Genomic DNA, 12,060 nt, shown 5'->3' with positions numbered 1-12,060 from the left:
AAAGACCGATCTGGCCGGCCCGAGGCGAGTTGGCTGGCCGAATGCGGCCATAACGCGGCCATTCGATAACGGTTCGTTCAGACAAAGGTTCCAGGCGGGGTTTTTCTCCTGTCTTAACCACTCGTTCACCATGCACCCGGCAAGAATTGCCGGGTGCGGGTCGCGCTTCGCGACGGGCCGCGCATGGGAGCAGGCGAGTCCATGAGCGATCTGACGGCAGGCGCAGGCGGTGGCATGACGATGCCGACGCGCGGCCAGATGGGCACCTGGCTCAACCGCCCGGACCTGTTCCTCGCGATCGGCGTGATGGGCATCCTCGTGGTGCTGATCTTCCCGCTGCCGGCCGTCCTGCTCGACCTCCTGCTGGCGCTGTCGATCATCCTGTCGGTGCTGGTGCTGATGACGGCGCTGTTCATCGAGGAGCCGCTGGAATTCTCCGCCTTCCCGACCGTGCTGCTGATCGTCACGATGTTCCGGCTGGCGCTCAATCTCGCCTCGACCCGCCTGATCCTGTCGCATGGGCATGAGGGCGGCGCCGCCGCCGGCCACGTCATCGAGGCCTTCGGCAACTTCGTGATGAGCGGCAATTTCGTGATCGGGGTGATCGTCTTCACCATCCTGATCATCGTCAACTTCGTCGTCATCACCAAGGGTTCGGGCCGCATCGCCGAGGTCGCGGCGCGCTTCGCCCTCGACGCCCTGCCGGGCAAGCAGATGGCGATCGACGCCGATCTTTCGGCCGGGCTGATCGACCAGGATGTCGCCAAGGCCCGCCGCAAGGCGCTGGAGGACGAGGCCTCCTTCTTCGGCTCGATGGACGGCGCCTCGAAATTCGTGCGCGGCGACGCCATCGCCGGCCTGCTGATCACCTTCATCAACGTCATCGGCGGCATCATCATCGGCGTGGCGCAGCAGGGCATGAGCTTCGGCGCCGCCGCCACCAACTACACCCAGCTCACCGTCGGCGACGGCCTCGTCAGCCAGATTCCGGCCTTGATCGTCTCGACCGCGGCCGGCCTGCTCGTCTCGAAGTCGGGCGTGCGCGGCGCGGCCGACAAGGCGCTGGGCAAGCAGCTCTCGGGCTATCCCAAGGCGCTCGGCATGTCGGCGGCGGTGATGGCGCTGATCGCGGTCCTGCCCGGCATTCCGATGCTGCCTTTCCTCGCGCTCGCCGGCGGCGCGGCCTGGCTCGCCCGCCATTTCGGCCAGATCGGCAAGGCGCGCGAGACGGAGAGCGCGGCGCGGGTGGCGCAGGAGGCCTCGCCGCTGGCGGCCGACGGCACGCCGAAGGAAGAGACGCTGAACGACCTGCTCAAGCTCGACGAGCTGAAGATCGAGATCGGCTACGGGCTGCTGCCGCTCGTCAATGCGCCGGGTGGGGCCGACCGGCTGACGGACCAGGTCAGGGCACTGCGCCGGCAGCTCGCGGCCGAGCTCGGCTTCGTCATGCCCGCGGTGCGGATCGTCGACAACGTCCAGCTCGAGGCGAACCACTACTACATCAAGATCAAGGAGATCGATGCCGGTCACGGCATCGTCTATGCCGGCCAGTACATGGCGATGGATCCGATGGGCGGCAGCGTCAACCTGCCCGGCCACAATGTCCTGGAGCCGACCTTCGGCCTGCCGGCGACCTGGATCGACGCGGCCCTGCAGGACGAGGCGCAGCTGCGCGGCTTCACCGTCGTCGACGCCGCGACCGTGATCTCGACGCATCTCACCGAGGTGCTGAAATCGCACATGCCGGAGCTGCTCTCGCATGGCGAGGTGCAGAAGCTCTTGCGCGAGCTGCCCAAGGACCATGCCGACCTGGTCAAGGAGATCGTGCCGAGCCAGATCTCGACCACCGGCATCCAGCGCGTCCTGCAGCTGCTGCTGGCCGAGCGCATCTCGATCCGCGATCTCGCGACCATCGTCGAGGGCATCGCCGAGGTCGCCGGCGGCATCAAGAACCCGCGTGATATCGCCGAGCATGTCCGCGTCCGGCTCGCCCGACAGATCTGTGCCCAGTTCTCCAACCAGCACGGGCAATTGCCGATCATCACCCTGTCGCCGGGCTGGGAAAGCGTCTTCGCCGAATCGATCGTCGGCCAGGGCGAGGACCGCCACCTCGCCATGCAGCCCTCGCGCCTGCAGGATTTCGTCCATGCCGTGCGCGACAAGTTCGAGGAGGCGGCGCGGATGGGCGAGATGCCGGCGCTCGTCACCTCCGGCATGTCGCGGCCCTTCGTGCGCCAGATCGTCGAGCGCTTCCGCCGCGAGACGCCGGTGCTCTCGCAGGGCGAGATCCACCCGCGGGCCAAGCTCAGGACGGTGGGGAGCGTGTAAGTCTTTGTAGACCGGTTGGGAACGGCGCTTCCCCGTCATTGCGAGCGTCAGCGAAGCAATCCAGGGGGGACTTGCTGCAGTGCCCTGCCGCCCCTGGATTGCTTCGTCGCTCACGCTCCTCGCAATGACGATGTTGCGCCGCTCGCGGCGGGCGCCTCGAACTCAGCGCCGCGCCACCACCACCAGATAGCGCGCCGGTCCGGGGCCTGGATTGCTGAAGCGGCAATCGCTGGGCGGGCCGAGCTCCAGGCAGTCGCCCGGCTCCAGCCGGGTCACGGTCTCGCCTTCCTGGAAATCGAGCAGGCCCGACTGCAGCCAGATCTGCTGGCGGATGAAGGCGTAGGAGCTGGCGGGATAGGCGATGGCGGCGCCGGGCGGAAGCTCGCCGGCGACGAGCTCGAGATCGCCATTGCCGGCCGGCGAGATGGCGCGGCGGATGAAGCCGGTCTCGGGGTCGCGCCAGGAAGGCTGGTCGCCGGCGCGCCGGAGGCGCTCGCCGGCACTCTCGATGCGGGCGAGCAGGTTGGAGAGCGTCAGGCCGAAAGCGCCCGAGAGCCGGCCGAGCAGAACCGCCGTCGGGCTGGCCTCGCCGCGCTCGATGCGGCTGATCATGGCGCGCGACACGCCGGAGCGCTCGGCCAGATCGTTCAGGCTCCAGCCGCGCGCCTCGCGCTCGCCGCGCAGCCGCTCCGCCAGCCTTGACGCAAGATCGTCCATCATCATAGCGTCGATTCTCTTATCGTGGAATCTGGCTGTCGGCAACCGGCCCTGCGCGCCGGCCTTGCCGGCAGGCCGCCTCCGCGTCGGCCATCGCCACCCTGACCCAAGCCCGGACCCATGTCGCGCAACGTCTTCCTCTTCGCCCTGATGTGCCTCGTCTGGGGCCTGACATGGCTGCCGGTCAAGATCGGGTCCAGCCATGTGCCGCCGATCTTCCTGGCGGCCTGCCGCTTCATCATCGCCGGCGTGCTGATGCTGGCCTGGTCGGGGCGCGGTGCGCTGAAGGTGCCGGCGGATGCCTGGCCACGCCTGATCGGCACCGCCCTACTGCTCAACACCGGGAACTACGCCCTGCTGTTCTGGGGCGCGGCGCAGGCGCCGAGCGGGCTTTCCGCCATCGTCAACTTCGCCACCATCCCGCTCTACACGATCATCGCCAGCCGGATGATCGAGGGCCATCGCATCGACGCCCGCAAGCTGGCGGCCATCGGCCTCGGCACGCTCGGGCTCGCCTTCCTGTTCGCGACGCGCGCGCTGGGCGGCCTGCAGGCGGCGACCGGCAGCCCGATGGAGCTCTGGGGCCTGGCCGCGATCGCCTCGGGCACCTTGCTGTATTGCTTCGGCGCCGTATTCTCGCGCCCGATCGCCAGCCGCGTGCCGACGCTCATCCTGGCCGGCTGGCAGACGCTGATCGGCGGGTTCGGCCTCTGCATCGCCTCGGCCAGCCTCGAGACGGTGACGGCCGAGCATATCCGGGCGCTGGGGACCTGGCCGACGCTGCCTTCGCTCGCCTTCCTGGTCATCGGCGGCTCGCTGATCGGCTTTACCGCCTATATGCGGCTGGTGCGCGACTGGGGCGCCTTCCGCGCCGGGCTCTACGCCTTCATCAGCCCGGCGGTGGCCGTGGCGGTCGGCGTCCTGGTTCTGTCGGAGCCGTTCGGCTGGCGCGAGGCTGCGGGGAGCCTATTGATGTTCGGCGCCGCCGCGATCGCCCTGGAGCGCCAGAGCTTCCGCCTTGGCGGCCGCTTCCGCCTGCGCCCTAACTTGCGTTTCGTGCGCCAGCGCCTTGCGCAGCTGCGTCCGCTCGAAGGCGAGCACGATCGGCAGCGATAGCACCAGCGGAAGGATGAGGTAGAACAGGCGCCAGATCAGCAGGGCTGCGAACACGGCCGGTGCCGGGACGCCGGGCATGACGGCGAGGAAGACCGCCTCCATCACGCCGACGCCGCCCGGAACCTGGCTCAGCAGGCCGGCCGAGAACGAGATCAGGAAGGCGCCGAGCACGATGAAGAAGCCGGGATTGCCCTGGCCCGGCAGGGCGAAATAGATGATGCCGGCGGCGCCCATCAGTTCCAGCGGCGCCGCGAGATACTGCCGTGCGACGATCGGCAGGCGCGGATAGACCAGCTCGAACTTGCCGATCTTCAACGGCCTGAAGCGCAGCCACGAGCCGATCGTGTAGAGCCCGCAGAAGGCGAGCAGGCCGACGCCGATCAGGCGGGCCTGCGTGTCGCCGATCCCGAACCATTCCGAAAGCCGGTGCAGCGGCCTCAGGATCTGCGGCTCGCCGACGAGGACGAGGCCGAGCAGCAGGATCGTGCCGAAGGCGAAGGTGAAGGAACACAGGGCCACCAGCACGGCGATCTCGGCGGCGGTCAGCCCCTTCGCATGGTAGGCGCGGTAGCGCACCATCCCGCCGGAGAAGACCGAGGCGCCGATATTGTGCGAGAGCGCATAGGTGACGAAGGAGCAGAGCGAGATATAGGGCCAGGAAATGCCCTTCTCCCGGTGGAGATGGATCAGCGCGATGCGGTCGTACCAGGCGAGGGCGGCATAGGCGACGAGCGTCGCCAGGCCGGCATGGAAGAAGGCGGCGGGCGGGATCAGCCCGACCTTGTCGGCGATGCCGCCGGCGACGATCTTGAGATTGTCCCAGAGATTGCCTTGCTCGAGCACCGCCTGGATCGCCGCGTCGCTTCCGGCTTCCGTCTTCAGCTTTTCCCAGAGCAGATCGACTGACCAGACGACCGCGACGAGGCCGATCAGCGGCCAGAGATAGTCGAGATACTTCTTCATGAAACCCGCAGGCGGCCAGAAGGCGACGGAAGTGGCAGGAGAGGTGGTGAGAGAGAGGTGGCGAGAGGACGAAGCTATGCGCAAACTGCAGCCTGCGCATGCGAAAACCGCGCGGGTCGTGTTCACTTCTCTCTGCCAGCGGGCGGCGGCGAGGGCAAGCCGGCAGGCGCGGGCGCCTGCCGGAAAGCCAATGGCTACAAGGCGAGCTAGCCGCCGTTCTTCTTCAGCCAGGCGCGCATGAAGGCGATCTCCTTCTCCTGCGCCGCGATCACCTCCTGGGCCAGCTTGCGGACCTCGGGGTCCTTGCCATGCGCGAGGACGACACGGGCCATGTCGATGGCGCCCTGATGGTGCGGGATCATGCCGCGCATGAAATCGGCGTCGGCGTTGCCGCTGAAGGCGATGTCCATGTCCTTGTGCATCTTGTCGTTCGCCGCACGGTAGCCGGTCGTCGCGGCGCTGGCGGCACCGGCCGGGGGCGTGGCGCCGTGGCCGGAATGCCCCTGATGGCCCTGGGCGAAGGCCTGGCCGGAGAGGGCGAGTGCGCCGGCGATGGTGGCACCGGTGAGCAGGTAACGCAGATTGGTCATTGGAATGTCCTTTCGGGAATCGGGCCGGGCCGCCGTTGCGGACGCGTGCCTCGGCAAGGGGTATGCGGCGAAGGACATCAGCCGCGCGGCGGGCGTTCGCCGGGCTCGACCGTGACGCCGGCGGGGGTCGGCGGCGCGACCGCCGCGAGGCGGTCGCCGATGCGCCGGATCAGGTCGCCCCGCGGCATGGCGACCTTGTCGAGGAGACCGCAGTTCCAGGCGGCGCAACAAGGCATGCCCGCCTTCGCGTGTTGCTCTTGGCCTCGGGGCAGGTCTTGGGGCTCGGGGCAGGGCGTCTCGTGATGCGCGCGCGGTTGCTCGGCGCGCAGGGAAGCGGCCTGGCCGTGCGGAGCGAGCAGAGCCATCGACGTCAGATGCGGCTGCACCGCGAACAGCATGAGCAGGCAGGCGACGAGCAGACGAAGACTGCTTGCAAGGCCCGGGCTGCTTGCGAGACCTGGCCGGCATCCTGGGGTCGGGGCGGGGCGGTATACGCTCATGCGGCCTGCAGTCTCGCGCCGATCATGTCATCATCGCGGCGAGTCGTCATATCCCGCCGCTTCCTATCCCGTTTCCTCTCCCGCTTCCTGCCGAGCATCATGTCCGAGACCTTCACCATCAGCCTGCACGGCACCACCGACCTGCCGCCGGGCAAGATCGCCGCCATCGTCACCTCGCTCGAAATGTTCTGCGCCCCGCCGCTGCGGCCCGACCCGCCCGGCACCCAGGGGCTGGCGCTGGAGTCGATCGGGGCGCCGGACACCGCGCGCTATCTCGCGGTCTACCGGATGCTCGGCGAGCGCTGGATGTGGTTCAGCCGCCTGGTCGAGCCTGCCGCCCATAGCGAGGCGATCCTGGCCGACCCGGCCGTGCAGTGCTTCGTCGTGCGCTGGGAGGGCCGCGATGTCGGCCTGCTGGAGCTGGATTTCAGGGTGGCGGGGGAGGGCGAACTCGCCTTTTTCGGGCTCGATGAGAGCGTGCTGGGCAAGGGCGCCGGCCGCTGGCTGATGAACCGGGCGCTGGCGCTGGCCTGGGCCCGGCCGATCGGGCGCTTCTGGGTGCATACCTGCACGCTCGACCACCAAAGCGCGCCGCAGTTCTATCAGCGCTCCGGCTTCGCGCCGTTCAAGCGCGGCATCGAGGTCGTCGACGACCCGCGGCTCGCGGGCCATATGCCGCGTGCCGCCGTGCCGCATCATCCGGTGATCGAATGATGCGGGCGCGGGGTCAGATACCGGGGCGGGACGAACGCAGGCCGATCGAGTCCATCATCGCCTGATCGCGGGCGGCATCGGCGGCGCGCTCCGAGGCGCGCTCGCGGTCCTCGAGGATCTCGACCTTCTTCATCTCCTCGAAGGCCTCCTGCAGTTCGCCTTTGGCCTCTTCGAGCTGGCCCTGCAGGTTGTCGGCCGATTGGCGGAGGTTGTCGCGGCGGCCAAGCGCCGCCTTGGCATAGGTCGGATAGGCGAAATGGGCCGGGTCGGAGATGCCGGCACGGGTCTCCTCGTTCTGGATCTCGCGATCCAGGTCCCCCGCCATGCGGTGAAACTCGGCGATCATCATCTCGATCTGGCTCACGCGGCGGCGCTTCTCATCCACCTGGAACCGTTTGAGACGCAAAAGGGTCTCTCGCGACTTCATGTCGGCTCTAACTCCTGATTACGCATGGTGTCGCACCGACCCCTCGGCGCGGCACCCGAACAACTTCCGCGAGACGAAAAGGACAATGGCGCAAGGAGGTTGACCGTTCCTTACCGGCAATGGCCGCTTTTGATGCATGTTGCATGTGCGCCGCGATATCTGCCGGCGAGGGGCCGTTTCGGATAGCCTCGGCGAAATCAAGAATCAGCACCCTGAGGTGCTGCCGGACCTTTGCCTTGCCTGGCTTTCCCCGCCTTCCCCGACATGGGCCGCTGCTCACCGGCCTCGCCTTCACCCGTATCATCGGCTGGGGCTCGATCTATTACGCGCCCTCGGTGCTGGCCGGCTATCTCGACCGCGAGCTCGCCCTCGGCCCGACTGTCGTCTTCGGCGGCGTGACCATCCTGCTTATCACGGGTGCTGCGCTTTCGCCGGCACTCGGGCGCCATCTCGACAGCCGCGGCACCAGGCAGGCGATGTGCGTCGGCGCGGCGATCTGCGCCGTCGGGCTCGCCCTTCTCTCCCAGGCCCAGGGGCCGGTGAGCTATCTCGCGACCTGGTTCGTCATCGGCATCGGCCATGCGATGCAGCTCGCCAACACCGGCAATGTCACGGTCGCGCAGCTGATGGGCGAGCGCACGCGCCGCGTCATCGGGCTGATGATGCTGGTGACGGGGCTGGCCTCCAGCGTGTTCTGGCCGCTGACGGCGGCGCTTTCGGCGGCCTATGGCTGGCGCATCTGCCTGCTGGTCTTCGCCGCGATGCAGCTGTTCGTCGTGCTGCCGATCCACCTCGCCATCCCTCGCTACCGGGCGAAGCTGCCGGCGGAAGCGGCAGCGGCCGAGCTGCCGCCCGAGGACGAGGGCAGGGTGCTGCCGGACCAGCGGCGCGCCACCTTCTGGCTGGTGGCGCTCAGCTTCTCGGCCAGCGGCCTGGTCTCCTGGGGCCTGCCGCTGCATGTGATCGGCCTGATGCAGAGCGCCGGTCTCAGCAACGCCACGGCGGTCGCCATCGCCACGCTCAGCGGCCCGGCGACACTGGTCGCCCGGGCCGTGGACACGCTCGCAGGCGAGCGGCTGCCGGTCGAACGCGTCGCCCTGGCGGGGCTGGTGCTGGGGCCGGCCTCCTGCCTGCTCATGGCGACCGCGCCCGGCTCGGCCGGGGTCGCTGTCGCGTTCATCCTATTGTTCAACGCCGCGATGGGCGTGATCGCGGTGGCGCGGGCGACCTTGCCGCTCGCCTTGTTCGGCCGCCGCGGCTTCGGCAGCATGCTCGGCCGGCTGGCGGTGCCGCAGAACCTGACCTTCGCCGCGGCGCCCCTGCTGTTTGCGCTGATGATCGAGCGCATCGGCCCGTCAGGGACGCTGATCATGTCGGCGGCGATCCAGCTTACGGCGCTGTTGGCGATGTTCGCGCTGGTGCGTCGCCTCAGGGCCTGAGCCAAGCCGGGCGGAAATGTCGCGGGCCGCGCCTTGAGGCTGCCGCGATGGCGCGGGAACGGTTCCTCGCCACAGTTCCTCTCCCTCCGTCGACGATCGCGCCCGACGCGCGGGCGATGCGCGCGAAGCTAATGTGAGATCGCCCAGTCCGATGCCGTTTCCGTTTCTCTCCCGCCGCCTGGTGCTTCAGGCCTCGCTGGGCGCGCTGGCCGTCTCGGCTCGTGCCGGCGAGCGTCCGCCGGTGTTCCGAACCTCCCGCTATCAGTTCATCGAGCTCGATCCGGTCGTCACCATGGCGCCGCTGGCGCTGTCGCGGCTCGACGGCAAGCCGGCATTGGCAAGGCCGCCGGCCGGGAAGGTCACGCTGGTCTATCTATGGGCGACGTGGTGTCCGGTATGCCGGATCGAATTGCCGCGCTTCGAGCGCCAACTCGCCGATTTCAGGCGCAACGGCATCGAATTGCTGACGATCGCCACCGATGAGCGCGAACCGGCGCATGTTCGGGCCTATCTCGCCCGGCTCGGCGTGAAGCAGCTTCCTGTCTTCCTCGATCGCGGCGGGGTGCGGCTCTCGGCGCGGCGCGACGATGGCGGCGAGTCTCCGTTCTCGCTCGCCGAGGGGCAGCCGATCACCTATGCCGTCGATGCACGGGGCGGGGTGCGCGGATACCTGCTCGGGGAGGCCGACTGGTCCTCGCCGGAGGCGCGTGCGCTGCTGTCCTATTTCGCCCGTGCCTGAGGATTTTCCCGCTCACATCGCCATGATGCGCGCGAGCCGGGCATAGCCCTCGTCCAGGCCGGTCGCCTCGTCCTTGGCTTGCTTGAGGAAGGCCTCCAGCTCCGGATTGAGGCGGATCGCCTCGTCGACCTCGACGGAGGCGCCCTGGCGATAGGCGCCGAGGCGGATCAGCTCCTCCATGTCGGCATAGGTGGCGAGCGTGGCGCGGGCCTTCTGCACGACCGGGTAATAGGCCGGGTCGCAGGAGCGCGGCATGGTGCGCGAGACCGATTTCAGCACGTTCACCGCCGGGTAGCGGCCGCGCTCGGCGATGCCGCGCTCCATGACGATATGGCCGTCGAGGATGCCGCGCACCGCGTCGGCGACCGGCTCGTCATGGTCGCCGCCATCGACCAGCACGGTGAACAGGCCGGTGATGGCGCCGTCGCCGGTGCCGGGGCCGGCGCGCTCGAGCAGGCGCGGCAATTCGGCGAAGACGGTCGGCGTATAGCCTTTCGTCGTCGGCGGCTCGCCGGCGGCCAGCCCGATCTCGCGCATCGCCATGGCGAAGCGCGTCACCGAATCCATCAGGCACATCACCTGCAGGCCCTGGTCGCGGAAGAACTCCGCCAGCGCCAGCGTCGTCAGCGCCGCCTGCTTGCGCATCAGGGCCGGCTCGTCGGAGGTGGCGACGACGACGACGGAGCGGGCGAGCCCGTCCGGCCCGAGATCGTCCTGCAGGAACTCCTGGACCTCGCGGCCGCGCTCGCCGACCAGGCCGATGATGTTGACGTCGGCCCTGGCATAGCGGGCGAGCATGGAGAGCAGCACCGACTTGCCGACGCCGGAGCCGGCGAAGATGCCCATGCGCTGGCCGAGGCAGCAGGTCAGGAAGGTGTTGAGCGCCCGCACGCCGAGATCGAGCGGCGGGCCGACCCGGCGCCTGGCATGCGCCGGTGGCGGATCATTGCGGAAGGGGATGGTCCGCTCGCCCAGCGGCAAGGGCGGGCCGCCATCGACCGGGCGCCCGAGCGCATCGACGACGCGGCCGAGCCAGGCGGAGGTCGGGCGCAGGCCCGGCACCGCGCGCTCGACATAGGCCGGGCAGCCGCGCCTGACGCCGTCGAGCCCGCCATAGGGCATGACCAGCGCCTTCTCGCCCGAAAAGCCGATGACTTCGCAGGGCACGCGGGTTCCGGCGGCGATCTCGATGCCGACGCGCCCGCCGAGGCTCATCGCCGAGACCGGCCCCGAGACCTCGACCATCAGGCCGCGGACCGCGGTGACCCGGCCATAGATGGTCGTACCCTCGATCCCGCCGATGATCGCGGCGAGGTGGGCGAGGCGGTCCGGATCGCGCTGCGCGCCGCTCATGATGGCTCCCGTAAACCTTTCATTTACCTCTGTGATTAACACTGCGTATCGAAGTTGTGCCGAGGGGAGGGGCCGTTTTGGAGCCTTTCTCCGGAGCGGACTTCCGCGAAAGGCGCTTTCGCGGCTGAAGCCAGAGCGATCCGTGTCAAATTCGACTCACCTCGACAAGGATCGTCCGCTTTTACCGAAGAAGCGCTTGCGCCCGGGAATCAGGGTTTGTTAACCATTTCTCCGTAGCGTGTCGCGTGGCGTTTCATCAGGCAAGCGTTCGCCGTCCAGGGCCGTGGGGGTTCGGGGCGGAGTGAACAGGATCGCGGGCCTGCGGGCGAAATTGGGGACGTGACATGCGGGTTCTGCTGATCGAAGACGATAGCGCAACCGCCCAAAGCATCGAATTGATGCTGAAGTCAGAGAGCTTCAACGTCTATACGACGGACCTGGGCGAAGAGGGCGTCGATCTCGGCAAGCTCTACGATTACGACATCATCCTGCTCGACCTGAACCTGCCCGACATGTCCGGCTACGAGGTGCTGCGCTCCTTGCGCGTCGCCAAGGTCAAGACGCCGATCCTGATCCTTTCGGGCCTCGCCGGCATCGAGGACAAGGTCAAGGGCCTCGGCTTCGGGGCCGACGACTACCTGACCAAGCCGTTCCACAAGGACGAGCTCGTCGCGCGCATCCACGCCATCGTCCGCCGCTCGAAGGGCCATGCCCAGTCGGTGATCACGACCGGCGACCTCGTCGTCAACCTCGACACCAAGACCGTTGAGGTCGATGCCCAGCGCGTCCACCTGACCGGCAAGGAATACCAGATGCTGGAGCTGCTCTCGCTCCGCAAGGGCACGACGCTGACCAAGGAGATGTTCCTCAACCATCTCTATGGCGGCATGGACGAGCCCGAGCTCAAGATCATCGACGTCTTCATCTGCAAGCTGCGCAAGAAGCTGGCGAACGCCTCCGACGGCAAGAACTACATCGAGACGGTCTGGGGCCGCGGCTATGTGCTGCGCGAGCCGACCGAGGTCGAGGAACGCATCCCGGCCTAAAGTTTCGTCATCAGCGCGTCACCATGGCCGCGCTATAGAGAGATCGCCTGATCGTCGGATGTACACGACAGGCGAAACGGGGACCCCGCCGAGAGGCGGGGTTTTTGTTTTCTGCGCTTTTGGGGCTG

General features: G+C 68.2%; 11 protein-coding genes and 1 pseudogene. 6 read left to right on the top strand and 6 right to left on the bottom strand.

Annotated features, from left to right (window positions below; translation table 11 throughout):
• Nucleotides 1–234: 234 nt before the first annotated feature.
• Entirely contained in the window at nt 235–2,328 is a 2,094-nt protein-coding gene (flhA, locus tag V6M56_RS02875) for a flagellar biosynthesis protein FlhA (RefSeq protein WP_332681069.1), read from the top strand.
• A 162-nt stretch (nt 2,329–2,490) separates the two neighbouring features.
• Here flhA and V6M56_RS02870 read toward each other — a convergent pair whose 3' ends face one another.
• Nucleotides 2,491–3,045: a helix-turn-helix domain-containing protein gene (locus V6M56_RS02870; RefSeq protein ID WP_332681085.1), complete on the bottom strand. Its 555-nt coding sequence runs from the start codon at nt 3,043–3,045 to the stop codon at nt 2,491–2,493.
• Nucleotides 3,046–3,165: 120 nt separating this feature from the next.
• Here V6M56_RS02870 and V6M56_RS02865 point away from each other — a divergent pair.
• Nucleotides 3,166–3,978: pseudogene (locus V6M56_RS02865) on the top strand (DMT family transporter); the annotation flags it as partial.
• A gap of 33 nt (nt 3,979–4,011) precedes the next feature.
• On the opposite strand, the gene V6M56_RS02860 reads toward V6M56_RS02865, so the two are convergent.
• The 3 genes from V6M56_RS02860 to V6M56_RS02850 all read right to left on the bottom strand — a co-directional run bounded on the left by V6M56_RS02860 (nt 4,012) and on the right by V6M56_RS02850 (nt 5,950).
• Nucleotides 4,012–5,124 (bottom strand): lysylphosphatidylglycerol synthase transmembrane domain-containing protein, encoded by a 1,113-nt coding sequence (locus tag V6M56_RS02860; RefSeq protein WP_332681068.1) that lies wholly within the window; start codon nt 5,122–5,124, stop codon nt 4,012–4,014.
• Between the two features lie 206 nt (nt 5,125–5,330).
• Nucleotides 5,331–5,714 (bottom strand): CopM family metallochaperone, encoded by a 384-nt coding sequence (gene copM / locus V6M56_RS02855; protein ID WP_332681067.1) that lies wholly within the window; start codon nt 5,712–5,714, stop codon nt 5,331–5,333.
• Nucleotides 5,715–5,791: 77 nt separating this feature from the next.
• Nucleotides 5,792–5,950 carry a hypothetical protein gene (locus tag V6M56_RS02850; RefSeq protein WP_332681066.1) on the bottom strand — a complete coding sequence of 53 codons (159 nt, stop codon included), beginning with the start codon at nt 5,948–5,950 and terminating at the stop codon, nt 5,792–5,794.
• Nucleotides 5,951–6,313: 363 nt separating this feature from the next.
• Here V6M56_RS02850 and V6M56_RS02845 point away from each other — a divergent pair, with 363 nt between their 5' ends.
• The gene (locus V6M56_RS02845; protein ID WP_332681065.1) at nt 6,314–6,928 is read left to right on the top strand and encodes a GNAT family N-acetyltransferase; all 615 of its coding nucleotides are present in this window, start codon (nt 6,314–6,316) and stop codon (nt 6,926–6,928) included.
• Between the two features lie 13 nt (nt 6,929–6,941).
• Here the strand turns inward: V6M56_RS02845 and fliJ are convergent, their stop codons facing one another.
• A complete protein-coding gene (gene fliJ / locus V6M56_RS02840) occupies nt 6,942–7,355 on the bottom strand; it encodes a flagellar export protein FliJ (protein WP_332681064.1) in 414 nt (137 codons plus the stop codon).
• Between the two features lie 236 nt (nt 7,356–7,591).
• Between fliJ and V6M56_RS02835 the strand changes: the two genes are divergently transcribed.
• On the top strand, nt 7,592–8,794 hold the full coding sequence (locus V6M56_RS02835; protein ID WP_332681063.1) for an MFS transporter: 1,203 nt from the start codon (nt 7,592–7,594) through the stop codon (nt 8,792–8,794).
• 151 nt (nt 8,795–8,945) lie between these two features.
• Nucleotides 8,946–9,533 (top strand): TlpA disulfide reductase family protein, encoded by a 588-nt coding sequence (locus V6M56_RS02830; protein WP_332681062.1) that lies wholly within the window; start codon nt 8,946–8,948, stop codon nt 9,531–9,533.
• A gap of 12 nt (nt 9,534–9,545) precedes the next feature.
• On the opposite strand, the gene fliI is transcribed toward V6M56_RS02830, so the two are convergent.
• Entirely contained in the window at nt 9,546–10,886 is a 1,341-nt protein-coding gene (gene fliI, locus V6M56_RS02825) for a flagellar protein export ATPase FliI (RefSeq protein WP_332681061.1), read from the bottom strand.
• Nucleotides 10,887–11,230: 344 nt separating this feature from the next.
• Between fliI and ctrA the strand changes: the two genes are divergently transcribed.
• On the top strand, nt 11,231–11,932 hold the full coding sequence (gene ctrA / locus V6M56_RS02820) for a response regulator transcription factor CtrA (RefSeq protein ID WP_332681060.1): 702 nt from the start codon (nt 11,231–11,233) through the stop codon (nt 11,930–11,932).
• Nucleotides 11,933–12,060: the final 128 nt, after the last annotated feature.

The sequence above is a fragment of the Allobosea sp. genome, from assembly GCF_036675845.1.
Taxonomy (GTDB): Bacteria; Pseudomonadota; Alphaproteobacteria; order Rhizobiales; family Beijerinckiaceae; genus Allobosea.
Note: the sequence above shows the minus strand (reverse complement) of the source record. Positions and strands in the feature narration are given on the sequence as shown.

Bases quoted from the DNA above. Each gene is read 5' to 3' on its own strand.
- flhA (WP_332681069.1), top strand. From the start codon at position 235: ATGACGATGCCGACGCGCGGCCAGATGGGCACCTGGCTCAACCGCCCG.
- V6M56_RS02870 (WP_332681085.1), bottom strand. From the start codon at position 3,045: ATGGACGATCTTGCGTCAAGGCTGGCGGAGCGGCTGCGCGGCGAGCGC.
- V6M56_RS02860 (WP_332681068.1), bottom strand. From the start codon at position 5,124: ATGAAGAAGTATCTCGACTATCTCTGGCCGCTGATCGGCCTCGTCGCG.
- copM (WP_332681067.1), bottom strand. From the start codon at position 5,714: ATGACCAATCTGCGTTACCTGCTCACCGGTGCCACCATCGCCGGCGCA.
- V6M56_RS02850 (WP_332681066.1), bottom strand. From the start codon at position 5,950: ATGCCTTGTTGCGCCGCCTGGAACTGCGGTCTCCTCGACAAGGTCGCC.
- V6M56_RS02845 (WP_332681065.1), top strand. From the start codon at position 6,314: ATGTCCGAGACCTTCACCATCAGCCTGCACGGCACCACCGACCTGCCG.
- fliJ (WP_332681064.1), bottom strand. From the start codon at position 7,355: ATGAAGTCGCGAGAGACCCTTTTGCGTCTCAAACGGTTCCAGGTGGAT.
- V6M56_RS02830 (WP_332681062.1), top strand. From the start codon at position 8,946: ATGCCGTTTCCGTTTCTCTCCCGCCGCCTGGTGCTTCAGGCCTCGCTG.
- fliI (WP_332681061.1), bottom strand. From the start codon at position 10,886: ATGAGCGGCGCGCAGCGCGATCCGGACCGCCTCGCCCACCTCGCCGCG.
- ctrA (WP_332681060.1), top strand. From the start codon at position 11,231: ATGCGGGTTCTGCTGATCGAAGACGATAGCGCAACCGCCCAAAGCATC.